This window comes from Salipiger bermudensis (assembly GCF_019801965.1).
In the GTDB taxonomy this organism is placed as follows: Bacteria; Pseudomonadota; Alphaproteobacteria; order Rhodobacterales; family Rhodobacteraceae; genus Salipiger; species Salipiger bermudensis_A.
Window position 1 is genome coordinate 289,945 of the sequence record NZ_JAHVIA010000002.1, and the last position, 20,422, is coordinate 310,366.

The following is a 20,422-nucleotide window of genomic DNA, read 5'->3' on the forward strand; positions in this document are numbered from 1 at the left end:
ACAGAAAAAATCCCAAGCCGTGCCCGGTCGGGGCGGACCGACGGACATCCATTCGGTTCGCGCGGGGCGCAGCCCCGGGCCGGGCCGCGGCGGGATCGAGTGGACGAGAGGACTTCCATGATTGCACTGACCCGTCTCCGGCTGCGGGCGCTTGCCCTGCTGGCCGTGCCGAGCTTGTTGGCCGCCTGTGCCACGACGCTGCCGCCGAACCAGCTTGGCGAGATCAGCGACGACACCCGCGCGATGTATGCCGCGACGGTCGACAATGGCATCGAGATCCCGGCCGTCGACGACAAGTACCTGACCGAGTTCCGCAAGCGCCAGCTGGTGCCCTATCACGCGCCCTTCGCGCCCGGCACCATCGTCGTCGATCCGGGCGGCAAGTTCCTCTACCACCTGCAGGGTGAAGACATGGCGATGCGCTACCTGATCGCCGTGGGGGCGCAGGGCTATGGCTTCTCGGGCGAGGCGGTGATCCCGTTCCAGCGCGACTGGCCCTACTGGACGCCAACCAAGAACATGCTGCGCCGCGATCCCGAGACCTACGGGCCGGTGAAGAACGGCCTTCCGGGCGGCATGGAGAACCCGCTCGGGGCGCGGGCGCTCTATCTCTACAAGAACGGCCGTGACACGCTCTACCGCATCCACGGCACGCCGAGCCCGTGGACCGTTGGCCACGCCACCTCGTCGGGCTGTATCCGCATGTTCAACCAGGATGTGATCTACCTGGCCGAGCAGGTCGAGAAGGGCACCAAGGTGGTGGTGCTGAAGAAGGAGGAGGCCGGCAAGTGGACCGACGGGGCCGAGGTGCCGGAGCTGGTCGCGATGGCGGAACAGGCCAGCGGCTAAGGACGGGCGGGCCGGGCCTGACGGGCGCGGCCCGACGGTTCGGTGCGGCGGCTGGGCGCGGGCTCAGCTGCTGGGATCGACCTTGCCGCGCAGGGCCTTGACCTCGCCGCGCTGCTTCTTGCCCTCGAGACGGCGGCGTTTCGAGCCGAGGGTCGGCCTGGTCGGAATCCGGCGCTTGGGCTTCTCAAGCGCCTTGCGGATCAGCTCGGCGAGGCGCTCGCGGGCGATCTCGCGGTTGCGCGCCTGGCTGCGGGTCTCGTCGACCTGCAGCACCACCGCGCCCTCCTTGGTCCAGCGCCGCCCGGCGAGCTTGCGCAGGCGGGTCTTCACCGCCGGCGGCAGGTTGGGCGAGCGCTCGGCCTCGAAGCGCAGCTCGACCGCGGTCGAGACCTTGTTGACGTTCTGTCCGCCCGGCCCGGAGGCGCGGATGAACTGTTCGGTCATCTCCCAGTCTTCGATGCTGATGCGGTCGTTTATCTCGAGCATGGGCAGGATCTAGCACAAAAAGCGGGGGCCGCCACGGTCTCCCGGGCGGCCCCTGCGTCGCGCTGCACCCGGAGCGATCCGGGCGAGGCGGTCTGAAATGGGAAATGGGTCACCCTGCCTGTGGAGTGACCCATTCGAGACGTCAAGGAGGCGGGCCGGTTAGGCAATGCCAACCTCGATCGGATTTCTTGCCAGGGGCTGCCCTAGCAGATCATCCTCCGGGCTGTTCCGACACCTCTCTCCAATGTTTCTCTAGACACTGGATCACCTCCTTTCAGCTGTTATAAAACGCATCTTCAGGGTGCCACGGAAAGGCACACCGTCAAAACGTTTTTTGCAGCTCAGGCCATGGCCCGCGACGAAAGTGCCTTCGAAACGATCATCCGGAACGGCACCAGCGCGAGGATGGCAAGGCCGAGCTTCACCAGCCAGTCGGCGGTGCCCAGCGAGACCCAGAGCGGCACGATCGGGCCCGCGCCCAGTAGCGGCAGGGTTTCACCGGCCCAGCTGACATCGTTGCCGGGCTCAAGGAAGCTCAGCGCGCCCGAGAAGGCGATGGTGAAGAAGATCGCAGTGTCGAGGGCGGAGCCCACCAGCGTCGAGGCCAGCGGTGCACGCCACCACGAGCCCTCGCGCAGGCGGTCAAAGATCGCCACGTCCATCATCTGGGCGGTAAGGAAGGCGAGGCCCGAGCCGATGGCGACGCGGAGCGTCACGGCGGGGTAGGTGTAGCCGTCGCCCTCAAGCATGATCTGGGTGCCGATCAGCGAGCAGATCACGCCGACCACGAAGCCGGCAAAGACCACCTTGCGGGCGGCCTGCGCGCCGTAGAGGCGGTTCATCACGTCGGTAACGAGGAAGGCGAGCGGATAGGTGAAGGCACCCCAGGTCAGCCACTGGCCGAACAGGAACTGCACGAGGATGTTGGAGGCCAGCACGATGGCGGCCATGGCAAGAATGCCGGGAAGGTGTTTGCGCGTCATGTATCTCGACCCGTTTTGACAAGGTTGCGGGGACTTGGCCGCGCCGGGCGCGGCGGATTGGTCCCATTAAGGCCTGTCAGGGCTCGAGGCAAGAGATTCCGGGACGGTGTATTCGACCAGCTCGGTGCGCTGGAAGAAGTTGAAATTGTCATCCGAGATCATCGTCAGTCGGATCGCGCCGGCCGCGTCGCGCCAGACCGCGATGCCTTCGAGATTGTCGTGGCGAAGCAGGTGGCTCTCGAAGAGCGTGGTCTCCTCGGTCAGCGCATCCTCGGTCATGTCGAAGCGCCGGACCCGGCTGCGGAAGCCGATGCCGGTGAATTCGCGTTCGAGCAGGTAGAAGCGCCCATCCGGGCCAATATCGGCTCCGACCGCGAGAAAACCGCCGCGGCGGGGAATGTGATACGGCTCGGTCCAGCGGCCGTTGTCGTAGCGCCAGACCGGGAAGGGGCGGGTCAGTTCGCCGGAGCGCTCGGGCAGGGTATAGAGCCGGCCCTGCGCATCGATCGCGAGTGCCTCGAGGCTGGAATTGGCCTGCAATCCGCGGAAGAAGTCCGGTCGCGACAGCAGCATGGCGCGCGATGGCGTGTCATAGGCCCAGACCCGGGCGATGCCCTCGTAGGAGACGAAGGCGCGCCCGTCGGGTCCGAGCGCGAGCCCCTCGGAATCGCCCCGCGTGATGCGTTGCGGCTGTCCGTGTTCGTCCATCAGCTCTTCGATCGGGCCGGACCGCACCGCCACGATGCGCCCGTCCTTGCGCTCGAGCGTGCCCGAGACGATATGCGCCCGGTCGCTGATTGCGGTGAAGCGGGTGCCATCCTCCGACAGCTCTAGGCCCGAGAGCCCGCCGAAGGCGGGGTCGTCGAGTGTCCAGGTGAAGCTGGCGGTGAAACGGGCTTCGCCGCCGCTGGCCGCGGCGGCGAGGGCGAGCGCTGCCGCCAGTGCCGCGCCTATTGCGCCGCGAGTACGGTTGCGCATTGGGCCGGAAGGTCCCCCATGACGAGATCGCGCTTGGGCTTGGGCGGCGGCGCGTTGGGATCGGGCGGCGGCGGGTTGAGGATGTTGTTCACCCAGGCCTGCGCATCGGCGCAGCCGTCACCCGGCGGCGGCGGATCCTGGTTGACGCAGCCGCTGGCGCCCGGCGGGCAGTTGAGCCGCACGTGGAAATGGTAGTGATGGCCATACCAGGGGCGGATCTTGCGCAGCCACGACCGGTCGCCGGTCTCGTCGTTGCACATCTTCACCTTGGCGCCGGGAAAAACGAAGATCCGCGCCACGCGCGGGTCGGAGGCGGCGGCCTTCAGCAGCTCGTGATGGGCGCGGGTCCAGTTGTCGTTGGTGTAGGCGCCCGCCGAGCGGCGCAGCGAGATCGACGAGATGTTCTCGCGCTCGGTGCGGCTGAGAGAGAGATTGTTGGCGGGGCGCATCCAGATATCCGCGTCGAGCCCGATCTGGTGGCTGGCATGGCCCGAGGTCATCGGGCCGCCGCGCGGCTGGCTCATGTCGCCGACATAGAGCCCGTTCCAGCCCGGAAGCTGCGCCGCCTTGCGGCTCAGATCCTGCACGTAGTCGATCAGCTCTGGATGGGCCCAGTTGCGGTTGCGGCTGAGCCGCATCGCCTGCCAGGTCGGGCCGGTCTCGGGCAGTTGCGCGGCGCCGGCCACGCAGCCCTTGGAATAGGAGCCGAAGGACGCGGCGCGCTGCGGCGAGCCCACCTGTTCGGCGCCGAAGAGGCTCTTGGCGCTCTTGGTCGAAAGAACCCCGGTGACACGGGGCAGATCGGCTTCGGTGACTTTGGGCGCTGGGCGATCTTCGCCGCAGGCCGCGAGGGTCAGCGCGGCCACGGCGAGGGCGGTCAGGGTGCGGATCATTCTGCTCGGTCTCCGTCTGGTTGCACCCAGCGTAGCAGAACGAGGCCGATCACGAAAAGGCCGATGATGGGCGAAACCCCGATGCGCTGACTGTCGCTCACGGTGGTTGCCACCCCGATGAGCAGCGGCGCGAGGAACGAGGTGGCCTTGCCGGCCAGCGCGTAGAGCCCGAAGGCCTCGGTCATGCGCGCGGGGTTGGCCTGACGGCACATCATGGTCCGCGAAGCGGCCTGGATCACGCCGCCAGCCGCACCGATCGTGGCTCCGAAGAGCCAGAAAGCATAATCGGCGGCGCGCGACCCCTCGGGTAGGGCGATGCCGAAGAGCGCGTCGCGCTCGACCGAAACGATGCCCACGGCCACCGCGGTCAGAACGAGGATGCAGACGGTGATGACGGGCTTGGGGCCGAAGCGGGTGTCGGCCTTGCCGCCGAGCCAGGCAAACAGCGCCCCCGAGATGATCGCGATGATGCCGAACACCCCGGTATCGACAACCGACCAGCCGAGCACGCCTGCGGCGTAGATGCCGCCGAAGGCATACATGCCGTTGAGCGCGTCGCGGTAGAACATCGACGAGGCGAGGAAGGCGAAGAGCGAGGGCGTCCCGGGCAGGCGCCTGAGCGTGCCCTTGAGATCGGTCAGCGCCCGTTTGACGGCCCCCTTCGGTGCCGGGTGGCTGCGCGGATCGCGGACCCAGAGGAAGAACGGCAGCATGAAGATCACGTACCAGATCGCCGTCAGCGGCCCGACGAAGCGCGTGCCCTCGCGCATTTCCGGGTCGAGCCTGAGCGCGGGCGCGCGACCGAGGAAGGTCGTCCCGGTGGTGGCACTCTCCGCGAAGAAGCCAAGTGTCAGCACCAGCGCGATCAGCCCGCCCACGTAGCCGAAGGCCCAGCCATTGCCCGAGATCCGGCCGATCTTCTCGCGGGGGCCGAGATCGGGCAGCATGGCGTTGGTGAAGATCGTCGCGAACTCCATGCCGACGAGGCCGAGCGCGAAGAAGAACAGCGTCGAGAGCAGGTTGAAGTCGCCGGGGGCGGCAAACCACAGCATCGCCGAGCCCAGGACGTAGAGCCCCGAGAAGCCCCAGATCCAGCGCAGCCGGTTGCCGCCGGTATCGGCCAGCGCGCCGAGGATCGGGGCGAGCAGGGCAATAGCGACGCCCGCGGCGGCGATGCCGAAGCCCCAGGCGGCCTGTGCCTGGGTGCCATCTCCCATCAGTTCCTTGACGTAGGGAGCGAAGATGAAGGTCAGCAGCAACGTGTTGTAGGGCTGGCTGGCCCAGTCGAAGAAGAACCAGCCCCAGATGCGTTTGCGTGTCACGTGTCCGGTCATGCTGCCCTCCTGTCCGCGGCGCGATAGAACAGCCGGGCGTGGCAGGGGGCAAGGCGAAATCGGCCCGTGGCGTTACATCTGGCGCTACATCTGCGGCGGCCAGGGGCGCTGGTCTTCGGTGGCGAGCCAGCTCTGCACCCAGTCAGGCAGCTCCGGTGATTCGATCTCGTGGCCAAGCGCCGTCATGATCCGGTCCATCGTGACGATGCCGTTCCGGTCGGTCACCGCGCCGCGATAGACCGCGTGGTTGGCGCATTCGCCATCGGCCTTCCACATGGTCTGCTCAAGATACATGAAACGCGCGTCCCAGCCGATCAGCCGCGAGCGCATCTCGACCTTCTCCATCAGCTTGATGCGGCGGCGGTAGCGCACCACCGCGCCCGCCATCGTCAGCCCCCAGCGTTCGCGCCGCAGCACCCCGATCAGCCCCGAGCGCCGTGCCAGCGGGATGCGGCCGAGATCGTAGAGCGTCAGCGTGCGGCCGTTGTTGAGCTCCTTCCACAGGTCGAGATCCCACGGCCAGCAGATGTGGTAGGAGATGTGGCTCTCGCCGAGCTCCAGCGGCGGCTGGTTGCGCGAGATCCAAAGCTCCTTGGCCATGCGGATGAACGGGTACATGCGGGCATCTCCTTTTGTGCCCAAAGGGAAGCGCCGCGGCCGGAAGGTCAACCACGACCCTGCGGCACTATTGCCCTCGCGGGCGGGGATGCTTACCTGTTGGCGCGGATAGGCAAAGGAAACACACCACATGATGGCAATCTACGGCCCGCTGAAGCTGATCCTCGACGTGATCTTCTTCATCATGATCGTTCACATCATCATGAGCTGGTTGATCAACTTCAACGTGCTCAACCTGCGGCAGCCGCTGGTCGCCAACATCTGGACCGGGCTCAACCGCCTGCTCGAGCCGATCTACACGCCGATCCGCCGCATCCTGCCCAACACCCACCCGTTGGACCTCGCGCCGCTCGTCGTGTTCATCATCGTGATCTCGCTGCGCGACTATATCCTGCCGACCATCCTGTTCGGGTGATTTCCGCCACGGGCGGGCTTGTTCACCTAATCTTAGTATGAGACTGTGCGGAATAGAGCAGATATAGCGTAAAATCCGCAGGTCCCGCCCATGCCCCGCGACACCGCGCCCGGAGAGGCGCTGCTGAAAGAGATTTTCGGCTTCGATGCCTTCCGCCCCGGACAGGGAGAGATCGTCGATGCCGTGGCGCAGGGCGAGAACGTGCTCGCCATCATGCCCACCGGCGGCGGCAAATCCCTGTGCTACCAGCTGCCCGCGCTGATGCGCGGCGGCGTGACGGTGGTGATCTCACCGCTCATCGCGCTGATGCGCGATCAGGTGCGCGGGCTGCGCGAGGCAGGCGTCGCGGCCGGCGCGCTGACCTCCGGCAACACCCAGGAAGAGACCGACGCGGTGTGGGACATGCTCTCGCAGGGCACGCTCAAGCTCCTGTATCTCGCGCCCGAACGTCTGGCTTCGGGCGGGGCGCAGCGGATGTTGGCGGAGGCGGGCGTCAGCCTGATCGCCGTCGACGAGGCCCATTGTGTCAGCCAGTGGGGCCATGATTTCCGCCCCGATTACCTGCGCATCGGCGAGCTGCGCCGCAGCCTCGGCGTGCCGCTGGCGGCCTTCACCGCCACCGCCGATCAGGAGACGCAGGAAGAGATCGTCCGCCGGCTCTTCGATGGCGAGACGCCGCAGACCTTCCTGCGCGGCTTCGACCGGCCCAACATCCACCTCGCCTTCCGCCCCAAGGACAGCCCGCGCGCCCAGATCATGCGCTTCGCCGCCGCTCGCAAGGGCCGCTCGGGCATCGTCTATTGCGGCACCCGCGCCAAGACCGAGAGCCTGGCGCAGGCGCTGGGGCAGGAGGGGCACAGCGCCTGCTTCTACCACGGCGGCATGGAAGCGGATGATCGCCGCGCCGTCGAGGAACGCTTCGCAAAGGAAGACGGGCTGATCGTGGTCGCCACGGTGGCCTTCGGCATGGGGGTCGACAAGCCCGATATCCGCTGGGTCGCCCATGCCGACCTGCCGAAATCCATCGAGGCCTATTACCAGGAGATCGGCCGCGCCGGGCGAGACGGCGCACCGGCCGAAACGTTGACGCTCTACGGTGCAGACGATATCCGCCTGCGCCGCGCCCAGATCGACGAGGGCATGGCGCCACCTGAGCGCCGGATCGCCGATCATGGCCGGCTCAACGCGCTCCTGGGGCTCGCCGAGGCGCTGGGCTGCCGCCGCCAGCAGCTGCTGCGCTATTTTGGCGAAAGCTCCGAGCCTTGCGGCAATTGCGATCTCTGCGACAAGCCGCCCGAGCTCTTCGATGGCACCGAGGCGGTGCGCAAGGCGCTGTCGGCGGCACTGCGCACCGACGAGAGCTTCGGCGCCGGGCACCTGATCGACATCCTCATCGGCAACGAGACCGACAAGGTGCGCCAGCGCCGCCACGACCAGCTGCCGACCTTCGGGGTCGGACGCGATCTCAAGAAGGGCCAGTGGCAGGCGGTGTTCCGGCAGATGATGGGCTTCGACCTCGTGCGCCCCGATCCCGAGCGCCACGGCGCGCTTGTGATGACCGACGCGGCGCTGCCGATCCTCAAGGGTGAGCAGTCCATCACCCTGCGCCGCGACGTGATCGACCGCGCCGCCGAGCGCCGGCCGCAGGTCAAGACGCTGGTCAGCGAGGAAGACGCGCCGCTGCTCTCGGCGCTCAAGGCCAAGCGCCGCGCACTGGCCGAGACCGCGTCTCTCCCGGCCTACATGATCTTCCCCGACAAGACCCTGATCGAGATGGCCGAGACCCGGCCGCAGAGCCTAGACGACATGGCGCGGATCGGCGGCGTCGGCGCCAAGAAGCTCGAGCGCTACGGCGCCGAGTTCCTGTCGGTGATCACCGGCGCCAGCGAGGAGATGCACCCGACCCGGCGCAAGCTCGCCGGGCGCGAGGCGGGCTCGCTCTACGACACTCTGATGGCGGTACAGGCGGATCTGGTGCGCGGCATCGACGGCACCGAGAAACCGCTCTCCTGCTCGGCCTCGCTGCTCGCCAAGGTGGCGCAGGCCCGCCCCGACAGCGACGCGGCGATGGAGCGGCTGCTGGGCGACCGGCGCTTCGAGCGTTTCGGCCTGGCCTTTCTGGACGTTCTGGCCCGGGCGGACTAGATCGGACCCGGTATTCGTTTCCCCGAATATCACGACGATGACGGATGAGACCGGGCGCCGCCCGGCAAAGGAGATTGTGCGATGCTGGTAGTGGTGTCCCCCGCCAAGAAGCTGGACTGGTCGGAGCGCGACGTGACGATGACCGAGCCGCGTCTGCAGGACGAGGCCGTGCGCCTCGCGGCGGTGGCGCGCGAGCTGAGCGTCGACGACCTGAAGTCGCTGATGAAGATCTCCGACGATCTCGCCAAGCTCAACCGCGATCGCTTTCGCGATTTTCAGGACGCGCCCGAGGCCAATGCGCTGCGCCCGGCGGCGCTGGGCTTTGCCGGCGACACCTATCAGGGGCTCGAGGCAGCGTCTCTGGACAAGGACGAGATGGATTGGGCGCAGGATCACCTGCGCATTCTGTCGGGGCTCTACGGCGTTCTGCGGCCGCGCGACGGCTTCCAGCAATACCGGCTCGAGATGGGGTCGCGGCTGAAGACCGAACGCGGCAAGAACCTCTACGATTACTGGGGCGACCGGATCTCGACGCTGCTGAATGCCGATGCCGAGAAAGCCGGCGCGGACGTGCTGGTGAACTGCGCCAGCCGGGAATATTTCGGCGCCGTCGACCGCGATGCGCTGAAGCTGCGGGTGATCACGCCGCAATTCATGGAAGACAAGGGCGGCCAGCCGAAGATCGTCAGCTTCTACGCCAAGAAGGCGCGCGGCGCGATGGCGCGCTACATCGTCCAGCACCGGCTCACCGATCCCGACAGCCTGCGCGATTTCGACAGCGGCGGCTACGTCTTCTCCGAAGAGCTGTCGCAGCCCGACCAGCCGGTCTTCGTCCGCCCCTACGGCGGCTGAGCGGCGCGTCCGGCGCTGGGACAGCTGAACCACGCGTTCGGCCCCGGGGCGGCTGGGCCCGGCGTATCCCGCCTTGTAGCGGCTAAGCCGCGCGAATTGCCCTAGGGCGGCTGGGCCGCGCGACCGGCCCATGTCTCGATCAGACGGGCAAGCTCCTGCTTGCGCAGGGGTTTGGTGAGGTAGTCGTCGAGCCCGGCCTCGAGGATGCCGTCGCGATCGCCGGTCATTGCATGGGCGGTGACCGCGATGATCGGCACATGCGCCCCCGGCGGCTCCAGCGCGCGGATCTCCTGCGTCGCCTGCTTGCCATCCATGCGCGGCATCGAGATGTCCATGAAGATCAGGTCTGGCCGGCGCTCGCGATAGGCTTCGACCGCCTCGATGCCGTTGCCCGCAAGGCGCAGCTCGAGCGGCAGGCCGAGCCCTTCGGCCATCTTGCGAAACACCATCTGGTTGGTGCGGTTGTCTTCCGCAAGGATCACATCGAGCGGCCGGGCCGGGGTGGCGGCGGGCGCGGCCACGGCCCCGGAGCGGCGGCTGCGGAAGGTCGGCAGCCCCTCGGCCATCGCGGTCGGCGCTGGCTCCGGGGCGAGCGGCTCGGCGCAGATCGCCTCGAGCGCGGCGAACAGCGCCCGGCGCGGCGCGGGCTTGGGCAACACCGCACTCACGCCGCTGCGCTGCGCCTCTTCGGTCAGCGTTTGCGGCTCCGGTGAGAGCAGCATCACCGGCAGCCCGGGTTGCAGGCGCGCCAGCTGCTGCGCCAGCTCGAGACCGCTCATGTCGGGCAGATCCTGCTCGGCGATGATCAGGTCGGGCGGCTCGTCCATCCGGTCGAGCGCCTCCTCGGCGGTCTTGCAGAAGCTGACCGACAGGCCCACCGTCTCCATCTGCCGGGTCAGGATGGCGCGGTTGAGCACGTGATCGTCAACCACCAGCACCTCGCGCAGGCTCTCCGGCAGCGCCGCCGTCTCGATCTGCGCCGGCTCGTCGACCGGCAGCACCACCCGCAGGCCGAAGCACGAGCCGCGACCGGGCTCCGACTCGACCCAGATCTCGCCGCCCATCAGCTCGGTCAGCCGCTTGGTGATCGCGAGGCCGAGCCCGGTGCCCTCGAACTGGCGGTTGCGGTCATCCTCGACCTGATTGAACTCGCCGAAGATGTGCTCGATCTTGTCGGGCGGGATGCCGATGCCGGTATCCTCGACGGTGGCATGCACCGCCGCCGCGCCCTCCGCGTCGCAGCGCCCGGTGATGCGGATCAGCACGTGGCCTGCATTGGTGAACTTGATGGCGTTGCCGACGAGATTGGTGAAGATCTGCCGCACCCGGCCGGGATCGCCGATGAAGCGGGTGGGCAGGAACATGTCGTAATCCACCAGCAGCTCGAGGCCTTTCTCGCGCGCCGTCGGCTGCAGCAGCAGCAGCACCTCGTGCACGGTGCGCTCGAGATCGAAGGGCTCCGGTTTGAGCTGTAGCCGCTCGGCCTCGATCTTGGAGTAGTCGAGAATGTCGTTGATGATCACCAGAAGCGCCTCGCCGGAGTTGCGGATGGTGTCGACATAGAGCGCCTGCTCGTCGCTGAGGGCCGAGTCGCGCAGCAGCTCGGCCATGCCCACGACGCCGTTCATCGGGGTGCGGATCTCGTGGCTCATATTGGCAAGGAAGGCGGATTTCGCGTGGCTCGCCTCCTCGGCACGGCGCTTGGCCTCGACCAGCTCCTGCTGAATGTGCTTGGCCTCGGTGACGTCGATGCGCAGGCCCACCCGGCCGCCATCGGAAAGCGCCCGCTCGTAGATCCGCAGCCAGCGGCCATCGCCGAGCTGCTGCTCCATCTCCTGCTCGGCGCTGCGATGCGCCGCCAGCCGCTCCTCGAGCCAGGCCTCCTCGCGGCCCTCGGCCTCGGCATACTGGCCCTGCGACAGGCCGTAGCGCAGGATGTCCTCGAAGCTGGCGCCCGGGGTGATGGCGCGCGCGCTTTTGCTGTAGAGCCTGCGATAGGGCTCGTTGCACATCAGCAGCCGGTCTTCGGAATCGTAGATCACGAAGCCGTCGGGCAGCTCTTCGATGGCCTGCCACATGCGCATCAGCTCGGTGATGTTGACGCAAAGCGAGACCACGCCGCCGTCGGGCATGCGCCGGTCCTGGATCTTGATGAACTGGCCGGTCCAGAGCCGGATCGTCTCGGGCGGGATCGGATCGAGCAGCCAGCGCTCCTGCATCCGGTTCAGCCAGCTGCGACGGCGCTCGCCCTGCAGGTCGACGATGCCCTCCTCGACCAGCATCTCGAGCACGTGCCGGTAGCTGGCGCCGGGGCCGACCGAATCCAGATCCTCGAACGGAGCGAGAAAGGCAGGATTGGCCAGCTCGAGCAGACCCTCGGTATTGTACATCGCGAAGCCGTCGCGCATGGTCTGCAGCGCCTTCCAGAGCTGGCCCTCGACGAGCTCGATCTTCTCGTGCGCGAGGCCGAGCTGCGACTTGACCAGCCGGTTCTCCGAGCGCACCTCGGTGATCTCGGCGCGGGTTTCGTGGATCTCGTCGCTGAGGGCGCGAGCGTGTTTCCCGAGTTTACGATTGGCGGCAAAAAGCTCGGCCTGCTTGAGCTCGAGCAGGCGCTCTGCCGCGAGCCTCGCCCGCCGTTCCTCCGCCAGTCTTGCCGAGAGACTCATGCCCGGGCCGCCTCCTCAAATCGGGGCGAGAGTGGCGCGGTTTTGGTGAAGATCATCTTAAGGAAGACGGCGGAAATCATTGCCATTCTGCCGGGACGGGTCCACCATGACGGCATCTTTTGAGGAGGAGATTGCAGCATGCGCCGGCTGATGCTCGCTCTCGCCGCGGCCGCCTGCGCCGCCACGTCATCCCCTGCACAGGAGGGTGGCGCTCCGATCCCAGAGCGCCGACTCGTCGTCAGCCGCGATACGGATTTCTTCGGTGGCGACCTGCAGGCGCTGTTCGATACCTCGCTCGAGGCCTGCGAAGCGCTCTGCCTCGGCGATCCTGCTTGCCGGGCCTTCACCTTCAACACCCGCTCCAATGCCTGCTTCCCCAAGACCGGTGTCACCGAGCGCACGCCCTATGATGGCGCGGTCTCTGCCGAGGTCATCGCCGCCGGAGCCGAGGCGCTGGCGCGGGCCGGGGGCCGGGTGCGCGATCTGGCGTTCCTTGATGCCGGCGACCTGCGCGCGGCGCGGGAGGAGGCCGCGGCCATCGCGCTGCGGCATTCCGGCGGGCAGTGGAGCGTCGAGGCGCTGCGCGATGCCGCAAGCAGCGCCGAGGCGCAGGGCAATCTGCGCGACGCGCTGAGCTGGACCGGCGCGGCGCTGGCGCAGACCGATGCGGCGGGGCTCTGGCTGGACTATGCGCGGCTGTCGCGCGCCTATGCCGCCGCCCGCAACAGCGGCAGCGAGACCCGGACCCACGAACGACGGGCGCTTCTGGCAGCGCTCAATGCCTACCTGCGCGCCGGGCCCGAGGCGCAGCGCGCCACCGCGCTGATGCAGATGGCCGAAGGGCTGGAGGCCACCGGGCGGGGGCGGTTGACGGTGCCGACGCTGCGGCTGGCCGAGCGGCTGGCGCCGCGCGACGAGATCGGCCAAGCGCTCGACCGGGCCATCGCGCAATACGGCTTCCGCATCACCGAGCACGTGGTCGAGGCCGACAGCGCCGCGCCGCGGATCTGTGCCGAGTTCTCCGAAGAGCTGATCCGCGCCGGGCAGGATTACGCCCCCTTCGTGCGGCTGCCCGATCCCAAGCTCGCCGTGGTCTCGGACGACCGGCGCATCTGCGTCACCGGCGTGCAGCATGGCGAGCGCTACGAGATGACCTTCCGCGCGGGCCTGCCCTCGGCGCAGGGCGACTCGCTGATCCGCGACGTCCCGATCACCGCCTATCTGCGCGACCGGTCGCCCTCGCTGTCCTTCCCGGGCCGGGCCTACGTGCTGCCGAAGAGCGCCGATGCGGGCCTGCCGATCGAGACGGTGAACCTGTCCGAAGTCGAGCTCACCCTGCGCCGCGTCTCGGACCGCAACCTGATCCGCGCCATGCAGGACGACTACTTTGGCCGTCCGCTCTCGACCTGGGCCGAGGAGCGCTTTGCCGGCGAGCTGGCCGAGGAGATCTGGAGTGGCACCGGCGAGCTCGAGACTCGGCTCAACGCCGAGGTGAGCACGCGGCTGCCGATGGGCGAGGTGGTGGGTGATCTGCCGGCGGGGATCTACGCGCTGACCGCGCGGGTGCCGGGGGCCGACCCCTATGACGAGGCAGGTGCAACGCAATGGTTCGTGCTCTCGGACATCGGCCTGACCACGCTGGCCGGGACCGACGGGCTGACGGTGGTCGCCCGTGGGCTCTCGGATGCGGCACCGCTCGAAGGGCTCGAGCTCACGCTGCTGTCGCGCGCCAACCGCCCGCTGGGCACGGCGCAGACCGATGCCGAGGGCGTGGCGCGCTTCGCCTCAGGGCTCACCCGGGGCACTGGCGGGGCCGCCCCGGCGCTGCTCACCGCCACGCGCGGCGAGGAGGACATCGCATTCCTGTCGCTCACCGATCCCGCTTTCGATCTCTCCGATCGCGGTGTCGAGGGGCGCGCGCCCGCCGGGCCGCTCGACGCCTTCCTGACCACCGACCGTGGCGCCTACCGAGCCGGCGAGACGATCCACGCCACGGCGCTCTTGCGCGACGCGCAGGTGCGCGCGGTCGAGGGCGTGCCGCTGACCGCGGTGCTGACCCGGCCCGACGGGGTGGAACACGCCCGCATGGTCTCGAGCGAGGGCATGGCGGGCGGCCATGTGTTCACCCTGCCGCTGGCGCCCTCGGTGCCGCGCGGCACCTGGCGGCTGGCGCTCTTTGCGGACCCCGAGGCCCCGGCGCTGGCCTCGCAGACGCTGCTGGTCGAGGATTTTGTGCCCGAGCGCATCGACGTCGATCTGTCGCTGCCCGAGGCGCCGATCTCGCGCGCCGCGCCGCCGCTCCTTGAACTCGAGGCGCGCTATCTCTTCGGCGCGCCCGGGGCCGACCTTCCGATCGAGGGCGAGCTGACGCTGATCCCGCAAACCACACTTGAGGCGCTGCCGGGCTATCGCTTCGGGCGCCATGATGCCGAGGCCAACCCGCAGACCCAGCCCTTCCCGCCGGACCTGCGCAGCGACGGTGACGGCCGCGCGCAGCTGGCGTTGCCGCTGCCCGAGGGCAGCGCGGGCCAGCCACGGGAGGCGCGGGTGACGCTGCGCGTCTCCGAGGGCTCGGGCCGCCCGGTGGAGCGCTCGCTGAGCCGCCCCGTGGCGCCCTCCGGGCCGATGATCGGCATCCGCCCGGAGTTTGACGGCACCTTGACCGAGGGCACCGAGGCCAGCTTCCTGTTGCAGGCGGTGGGGCCGGATCTCGCGCCGGTGCCGATGCAGGTGGAATGGCGGGTGAACCGGGTCGAGACGCGCTACCAGTGGTACCAGCTCTACGGCAACTGGAACTGGGAGCCGGTGACCACGCGCAGCACCATCGCCAGCGGCTCCGCCACGCTCGGGGCCGAGCCGCTGCGGGTCAGCGCGGGTCTCGATTGGGGCGCCTACGAGCTGGTTGTCGAACGGACGGGCGGTGCCTATGTGGCCTCGTCGGTGGGGTTCGAGGCGGGCTGGTACGCGCCGGCGGGCGCGGTCGCCACGCCGGACGTGCTCGAGCTGTCGCTCGACCGCGAGAGCTATGCACCGGGCGACACCGCGCGGCTGCGCGTGGTGCCGCGCCACGCCGGCGAGGCGCTGGTCACGGTGCTGGCGGACCGGGTGATCTCGATGCAGGCGGTGGCGGTCCCCGAGGGCGAGAGCGTGATCGAGCTGCCGGTCACCGAAGACTGGGGCGCCGGCGCCTATGTCACCGCGCAGCTGCTGCGCCCGATGGATGTTGCCGCCGGGCAGAACCCGGCGCGCAGCCTCGGCCTTGCCCACGCCGCCATCGCCCCGGGCGCGCGCCAGCTTGCCGTCAACTTCGACGCGCCCGCGCAGAGCGCCCCGCGCGGCCCGCTGAGCGCCGCCGTGCAGATCGAGGGCGTGTCCGAGGGCGAGACGGCCTATCTCACCGTCGCGGCGGTGGATCTGGGCATTCTCAACCTCACCGGCTTCGACAGCCCCGACCCCTCGGCACATTACTTCGGACAAAGGCGGCTGGGGGTCGAGATCCGTGATCTCTATGGCCGCCTGATCGACGGCATGAGCGGCGCCATGGGTGCGATCCGCTCGGGCGGCGACGCCGACGCCTCCCTGCGTCTGCAATCGCCGCCGCCAACCGAGACGCTGGTGGCGTTCTTCTCCGGCCCCGTGACCGTTGGGCCTGAGGGCCGCGCCGAGGTCCGCTTCGAGATGCCGGATTTCAACGGCACCGTGCGGCTGATGGCGGTGGCCTGGAGCGAGAGCGCCGTGGGGCAGGCAGAGGCGGATGTGCTGGTGCGTGACCCGGTGGTGATCACCGCCTCGCTGCCGCGCTTCCTCGCGCCGGGCGACGAGACCCGGCTGCTGCTCGAGCTGACCCACGCCAGCGGCCCAACGGGCGCCATGCCGCTCGAGATCACTGCGAGCGGCGTCTCGCTGGGCAACGCGCCCGCCGAGGTCACGCTGGGCGAGGGCGAAACGCAGCGCGTCAGCCTGCCGCTGCGCGCGGATCTGGCGGGCGATCACGAGATCACGCTCGCGCTCACCACCCCCGACGGCGCGCGCCTCACCAAGACGCTGACGCTGGGCGTGCGCGCCAACGACCCGCAGGTCGGCACCACGCGCCGCTTCACGCTCGATCCCGGCCAGAGCTTCACGCTTGACGGCGCGGCGCTTACGGGGCTGCGGCGCGAGGGGGCAGAAATCATGGTCTCCGCCGGTCCGCTGGCGCGCTTCGACGTGCCCGGGCTGCTCGCCTCTCTCGACCGCTATCCCTATGGCTGCACCGAGCAGGTGACCTCGCAGACCCTGCCGCTGCTCTACCTCTCGGAGATGACCGAGCCGCTGGGTCTCGGCAACAAGGCCCAGATCGACAGGCGCATCGCGCAGGGCATCACCCGGGTGCTGACCCGGCAGGATGCCAACGGCGCCTTCGGGCTTTGGCGCGCGGGCTCGGGGGAATTCTGGCTCGACGCCTATGTGTCCGATTTCCTCAGCCGCGCCCGCGCCGCCGGGCAGGAGGTGCCCGAGACGGCGTTTGGCGTGGCGCTCGACAACCTCGCCAACCGCGTCGCCTACGCGCCGGATTTCGACGAGGGCGGCGAGGATATCGCCTATGCGCTTATGGTGCTGGCGCGTGAGGGCAGGGCGGCGATCGGCGAGCTGCGCTACTACGCCGACCAGCGCGCCGATGCCTTCGCCACGCCGCTGGCGCAGGCCCAGCTTGGCGCCGCGCTGGCGAGCTATGGCGAGCAGGCCCGCGCCGACCGGATGTTTGCCAAGTCCGCCGCGCGGCTGTCGGCGCAGGCCGAGGAGGGGCAGCTCTGGCGCGCCGATTTCGGCTCGCCCCTGCGGGATGCTGCGGCGGTGCTGACGCTGGCCGCCGATGCGGGCTCGGGGGCTGTCGATCGCGGTGCGCTGAGCACCCGCATCGCCGGGGCCGAGCGTCCGCTCTCGACGCAGGAGCAGGCGTGGTCGCTGATGGCGGCGCAGGCGCTGGTGGCAGACCCCGCCGCCTCCGGTGTCGCGGTGGACGGCACGCCGGTCGCGGGGCCGTTCCTGCGGCGCATCCCCGGCGACGCCCTCGACCCGACCGAGATCACCAACACCGCCACCGGCCCGACCCCGCTCACCGTCACCGCGCTCGGCGTGCCGGAGGGGGCGACGCAGGCGCAGGGCTACGGCTACGCGATCAGCCGCGAGTATTTCACTCTCGACGGCGCGACGGTCACTTGGCCCATCGCGCAGGGGGACCGCATGGTCGCGGTGCTCACAGTGCGCCCGGCGGAGGAGGGCGGGGCGCGGCTCATGGTCAATGATGCGCTGCCGGCGGGGCTCGAGATCGACAACCCCAACCTGCTGCGCGCCGGCGACATCCGCGGCCTCGACTGGCTCGAGCCCTCCGAGACCGAGCATGCCGAGTTCCGCGCCGACCGCTTCCTCGCGGCGGTCAACCAGTCGGGCAGCGCGCCGATCCGGCTGGCCTATGTCGTGCGGGCGGTGTCGCCCGGCACGTTCCACCACCCGGCGGCGCTGGTCGAGGACATGTACCGCCCCGAATACCGGGCGACCACCGCGTCCGGAACACTGGAGATCCGATGACCGAGACCATAGCAACCACCCGCTGGCGCGCGCTTGACCGTGACGGCGAAGACAAGTGTCGGCTGGCGCACCATAATGGCGGCTACATGCTGGTGGGCCACGCGCGCTTCCGCGATGGCGCCGGTTGGGCCGCGCTCGACTACGTGGTGCGGATCGATGGCGATTGGCAGACCTGCTCGGCGGATGTCACCGGCACCCATGGTGGCGCGGAGGTGGCGCTGAAGCTCGAGCGCGAGGAGGGGGTGTGGCGCCTCAACGGGGAAGCCCAGCCGCAGCTCGCGGGCTGCGCGGACGTGGATTTTGCCTTCACCCCGGCCACCAATCTGATGCCGCTGCGCCGCCTGCCCGATGTGGGCCGCCTGACCACCCGCGCCGCCTGGCTGCGGCTGCCTGGGCCGCAGGTCTCGCCGCTCGATCAGAGCTACACCCGCGAGCGCGGCAATCTCGTGTCCTATCGCGCCGAGCAGACCGATTTCAGCACCCAGCTCGTGGTCGACCCGACCGGTTTCATTGCGACCTACCCCGGGCTCTGGGAGGCCGATGCCTAGGCTCCTCGCCCTCGTCGCCCTGCTCTGGGCGGTGGCGCTGGGGCGCGATGCCGCCGACGACTGGATCGTGCGGACCGAGATGCCGGTGCTGGTCCATGCCACGGCGCCGGAGGTGCGCGACCGCGAGGAGCGGCTCCTGCGGGCCTACACGGTGGAGGACGGGCTCTGGCGCATGGAGCTTACGCCCGACCGGGTCGATCCGCTGTTCTTCGCGATGCTGATCGCCTACGAGGACAAGCGGTTTGAGGATCATCAGGGTGTTGATGCGCTGGCCTCGCTGCGCGCCGCCTGGCAGGGGCTGAAGGCGGGGCGCATCGTCTCGGGCGCGTCGACGCTGACCATGCAGGTGGCGCGGCTGCTCGAGGATGGCGGAACCGGCGCTTGGGCGGGCAAGCTGCGGCAGGTGAGGCTGGCGCTGGCGCTGGAGCGGCGGCTGGAGAAGCATGAGATCCTGCAGCTCTACCTGCGGCTCGCGCCCTATGGCGGCAATCTCGAGGGGCTGCGCGCGGCCACTTTGGCGTGGTTCGGCAAGGAGCCGGGGCGGCTGACGCCCGCCGAGGCGGCGCTGCTGGTGGCACTGCCGCAGGCGCCCGAGGCGCGCCGCCCGGACCGTCATTCCGAAGCCGCCCGTGCCGCCCGCGACCGCGTTCTGGCCCGCATGGTGCGCGCCGGGGTGATCGACGGCGAGACGGCCCGCGCGGCACTGCGCGATCCTGCGCCCAAGCGCCGCCATGCCGTCCCGCAGATCGCCCCGCATCTCGCCGACCGCGCCATCGCCGAAGGTGCGGGGCGGCACATGCTGACCCTCGACCGCGACCTGCAGCAGAGCCTCGAGCGGCTCGCCACGACCTACATGCAGGGCCGCGATCCCCGCCTGTCGCTGGCGCTGATCGTCGCCGACCACCGGAGCGGCGAGGTGTTGGCGAGCGTCGGCTCCGCCTCCTACGCCGCCACGCGCGGGCAGGGCTTCGTCGACATGACGCGGGCGCTGCGCTCGCCGGGCTCGACGCTGAAGCCGCTGGTCTACGGGCTGGCCTTCGACCGCGGGCTGGCGCATCCCGAGACGCTGATCTCGGATACGCCGGTGCAGTTCGGCACCTACGCGCCGCAGAATTTCGACGGCCAGTTCCGTGGCGAGCTTCGGGTGGCGCGGGCGCTGCAGCTCTCGCTCAACATCCCGGTCGTGCGGCTGACCGATGCCATGGGGCCGGCGCATGTGATGGCGGCGCTGGAGACCGCGGGACTCTCGCCTCAGCTTCCCGGCGGGCAGCCGGGGCTGGCGCTGAGCCTCGGCGGGGTGGGGCTGTCGCTCTGGGACATGGTCACGCTCTACGCGGCGCTCGCCGAGGGCGGCGAGGCACGGCAGCTGCGCTGGAGGCTGGGCGAGGAGGAGCGCGGAACGCGGCGACTGATGAGCCCCCGCGCGGCGTGGCAGGTGGGGCACGTTCTGGCGGGGCTGGCGCCGCCGCCGCAGGCCGGCCCGCCGGGGCGGGTGGCCTACAAGACCGGCACCTCCTACGGCCACCGCGACGCCTGGGCGCTGGGCTATGACGGGCGCTACGTGGCGGGCGTCTGGATCGGGCGGCCCGACGGCACGCCGGTGCCCGGCGCCTTCGGCGGCGAGCTGGCCGCGCCGCTGCTCTTCGAGGCGCTGGGCCGGGCGCGGGCCGAGCCGGTGCCGCTGCCCGCGCCGCCACCCGATACGCTTCTGGTGAGCAACGCCAAGCTGCCCGCGCCCTTGCGCCGCTTCGGCGGCAGCGCGGCACTGGCGCCGTCCTTGCAGGTGACCTTCCCGCCCGAGGGGGCGCGGCTGTTGGCGGAGCCGCGCGGCGTGCCGGTGAAGCTGCGCGGGGGCGTCCCGCCCTTCACGCTGCTGGCCGACGGCGAGGTGCTGGGCACGCGGCTGCGCGGCCCGGAGATCCTCGCGCCGCTCGCGGGGCCGGGCTTCATCACGCTCTCGGTGATCGACGCCACCGGGCAGGCCGGGCGGGTCTCGATCGAGCTGCGCTGAGTTGCGCGCCATGCCGGGGCCTCAGGCTGGGATCATGTGTACCAAAACGAAAAACCGGTCGACATCGCGGCCC

Annotated in this window: 14 protein-coding genes; 7 read left to right on the top strand and 7 right to left on the bottom strand. The window is 69.6% G+C overall.

Going from position 1 to position 20,422, the window contains the following annotated elements:
• The first annotated feature begins 117 nt into the window (after positions 1 to 117).
• Positions 118 to 849, top strand: a complete 732-nt coding sequence (locus tag KUV62_RS05330; protein WP_222602641.1) for a L,D-transpeptidase — start codon at positions 118 to 120, stop codon at positions 847 to 849.
• A 63-nt stretch (positions 850 to 912) separates the two neighbouring features.
• On the opposite strand, the gene arfB is transcribed toward KUV62_RS05330, so the two are convergent.
• From arfB to KUV62_RS05360, 6 genes are all read right to left on the bottom strand, one after another.
• Positions 913 to 1,335 carry an alternative ribosome rescue aminoacyl-tRNA hydrolase ArfB gene (gene arfB, locus KUV62_RS05335; protein ID WP_222602642.1) on the bottom strand — a complete coding sequence of 141 codons (423 nt, stop codon included), beginning with the start codon at positions 1,333 to 1,335 and terminating at the stop codon, positions 913 to 915.
• 341 nt (positions 1,336 to 1,676) lie between these two features.
• Positions 1,677 to 2,318: a queuosine precursor transporter gene (locus KUV62_RS05340; RefSeq protein ID WP_222602643.1), complete on the bottom strand. Its 642-nt coding sequence runs from the start codon at positions 2,316 to 2,318 to the stop codon at positions 1,677 to 1,679.
• 66 nt (positions 2,319 to 2,384) lie between these two features.
• Positions 2,385 to 3,296 carry an esterase-like activity of phytase family protein gene (locus KUV62_RS05345; protein ID WP_222602644.1) on the bottom strand — a complete coding sequence of 304 codons (912 nt, stop codon included), beginning with the start codon at positions 3,294 to 3,296 and terminating at the stop codon, positions 2,385 to 2,387.
• Entirely contained in the window at positions 3,269 to 4,189 is a 921-nt protein-coding gene (mepA, locus tag KUV62_RS05350) for a penicillin-insensitive murein endopeptidase (RefSeq protein ID WP_222602645.1), read from the bottom strand. Before mepA ends, KUV62_RS05345 begins: the two co-directional genes overlap by 28 nt.
• Positions 4,186 to 5,523, bottom strand: coding sequence for an MFS transporter (locus KUV62_RS05355; protein ID WP_222602646.1), 1,338 nt, complete (start codon positions 5,521 to 5,523; stop codon positions 4,186 to 4,188). The genes mepA and KUV62_RS05355 overlap by 4 nt, the downstream gene beginning before the upstream one ends.
• A gap of 84 nt (positions 5,524 to 5,607) precedes the next feature.
• Complete coding sequence (locus KUV62_RS05360; RefSeq protein ID WP_222602647.1) at positions 5,608 to 6,141, bottom strand: thioesterase family protein; 534 nt, start codon at positions 6,139 to 6,141, stop codon at positions 5,608 to 5,610.
• A 130-nt stretch (positions 6,142 to 6,271) separates the two neighbouring features.
• Here KUV62_RS05360 and KUV62_RS05365 point away from each other — a divergent pair, with 130 nt between their 5' ends.
• The 3 genes from KUV62_RS05365 to yaaA all read left to right on the top strand — a co-directional run bounded on the left by KUV62_RS05365 (position 6,272) and on the right by yaaA (position 9,553).
• Positions 6,272 to 6,556 carry a YggT family protein gene (locus KUV62_RS05365; RefSeq protein WP_207075946.1) on the top strand — a complete coding sequence of 95 codons (285 nt, stop codon included), beginning with the start codon at positions 6,272 to 6,274 and terminating at the stop codon, positions 6,554 to 6,556.
• Positions 6,557 to 6,646: 90 nt separating this feature from the next.
• Positions 6,647 to 8,701, top strand: coding sequence for a DNA helicase RecQ (gene recQ, locus KUV62_RS05370; RefSeq protein ID WP_222602648.1), 2,055 nt, complete (start codon positions 6,647 to 6,649; stop codon positions 8,699 to 8,701).
• 81 nt (positions 8,702 to 8,782) lie between these two features.
• Complete coding sequence (yaaA, locus tag KUV62_RS05375; RefSeq protein ID WP_222602649.1) at positions 8,783 to 9,553, top strand: peroxide stress protein YaaA; 771 nt, start codon at positions 8,783 to 8,785, stop codon at positions 9,551 to 9,553.
• A gap of 101 nt (positions 9,554 to 9,654) precedes the next feature.
• Here the strand turns inward: yaaA and KUV62_RS05380 are convergent, their stop codons facing one another.
• Complete coding sequence (locus tag KUV62_RS05380; protein ID WP_222602650.1) at positions 9,655 to 12,222, bottom strand: response regulator; 2,568 nt, start codon at positions 12,220 to 12,222, stop codon at positions 9,655 to 9,657.
• 138 nt (positions 12,223 to 12,360) lie between these two features.
• Between KUV62_RS05380 and KUV62_RS05385 the strand changes: the two genes are divergently transcribed.
• From KUV62_RS05385 to pbpC, 3 genes are read left to right on the top strand one after another with little or no spacing between them, the layout of a single operon-like run.
• Entirely contained in the window at positions 12,361 to 17,790 is a 5,430-nt protein-coding gene (locus KUV62_RS05385; RefSeq protein ID WP_222602651.1) for an alpha-2-macroglobulin family protein, read from the top strand.
• Entirely contained in the window at positions 17,787 to 18,338 is a 552-nt protein-coding gene (locus KUV62_RS05390) for a putative glycolipid-binding domain-containing protein (RefSeq protein WP_222602652.1), read from the top strand. Before KUV62_RS05385 ends, KUV62_RS05390 begins: the two co-directional genes overlap by 4 nt.
• Entirely contained in the window at positions 18,331 to 20,349 is a 2,019-nt protein-coding gene (gene pbpC, locus KUV62_RS05395) for a penicillin-binding protein 1C (protein ID WP_222602653.1), read from the top strand. Before KUV62_RS05390 ends, pbpC begins: the two co-directional genes overlap by 8 nt.
• Positions 20,350 to 20,422 lie beyond the last annotated feature (73 nt).

Bases quoted from the DNA above. Each gene is read 5' to 3' on its own strand.
- KUV62_RS05330 (WP_222602641.1), top strand. From the start codon at position 118: ATGATTGCACTGACCCGTCTCCGGCTGCGGGCGCTTGCCCTGCTGGCC.
- arfB (WP_222602642.1), bottom strand. From the start codon at position 1,335: ATGCTCGAGATAAACGACCGCATCAGCATCGAAGACTGGGAGATGACC.
- KUV62_RS05340 (WP_222602643.1), bottom strand. From the start codon at position 2,318: ATGACGCGCAAACACCTTCCCGGCATTCTTGCCATGGCCGCCATCGTG.
- KUV62_RS05345 (WP_222602644.1), bottom strand. From the start codon at position 3,296: ATGCGCAACCGTACTCGCGGCGCAATAGGCGCGGCACTGGCGGCAGCG.
- mepA (WP_222602645.1), bottom strand. From the start codon at position 4,189: ATGATCCGCACCCTGACCGCCCTCGCCGTGGCCGCGCTGACCCTCGCG.
- KUV62_RS05355 (WP_222602646.1), bottom strand. From the start codon at position 5,523: ATGACCGGACACGTGACACGCAAACGCATCTGGGGCTGGTTCTTCTTC.
- KUV62_RS05360 (WP_222602647.1), bottom strand. From the start codon at position 6,141: ATGTACCCGTTCATCCGCATGGCCAAGGAGCTTTGGATCTCGCGCAAC.
- KUV62_RS05365 (WP_207075946.1), top strand. From the start codon at position 6,272: ATGATGGCAATCTACGGCCCGCTGAAGCTGATCCTCGACGTGATCTTC.
- recQ (WP_222602648.1), top strand. From the start codon at position 6,647: ATGCCCCGCGACACCGCGCCCGGAGAGGCGCTGCTGAAAGAGATTTTC.
- yaaA (WP_222602649.1), top strand. From the start codon at position 8,783: ATGCTGGTAGTGGTGTCCCCCGCCAAGAAGCTGGACTGGTCGGAGCGC.
- KUV62_RS05380 (WP_222602650.1), bottom strand. From the start codon at position 12,222: ATGAGTCTCTCGGCAAGACTGGCGGAGGAACGGCGGGCGAGGCTCGCG.
- KUV62_RS05385 (WP_222602651.1), top strand. From the start codon at position 12,361: ATGCGCCGGCTGATGCTCGCTCTCGCCGCGGCCGCCTGCGCCGCCACG.
- KUV62_RS05390 (WP_222602652.1), top strand. From the start codon at position 17,787: ATGACCGAGACCATAGCAACCACCCGCTGGCGCGCGCTTGACCGTGAC.
- pbpC (WP_222602653.1), top strand. From the start codon at position 18,331: ATGCCTAGGCTCCTCGCCCTCGTCGCCCTGCTCTGGGCGGTGGCGCTG.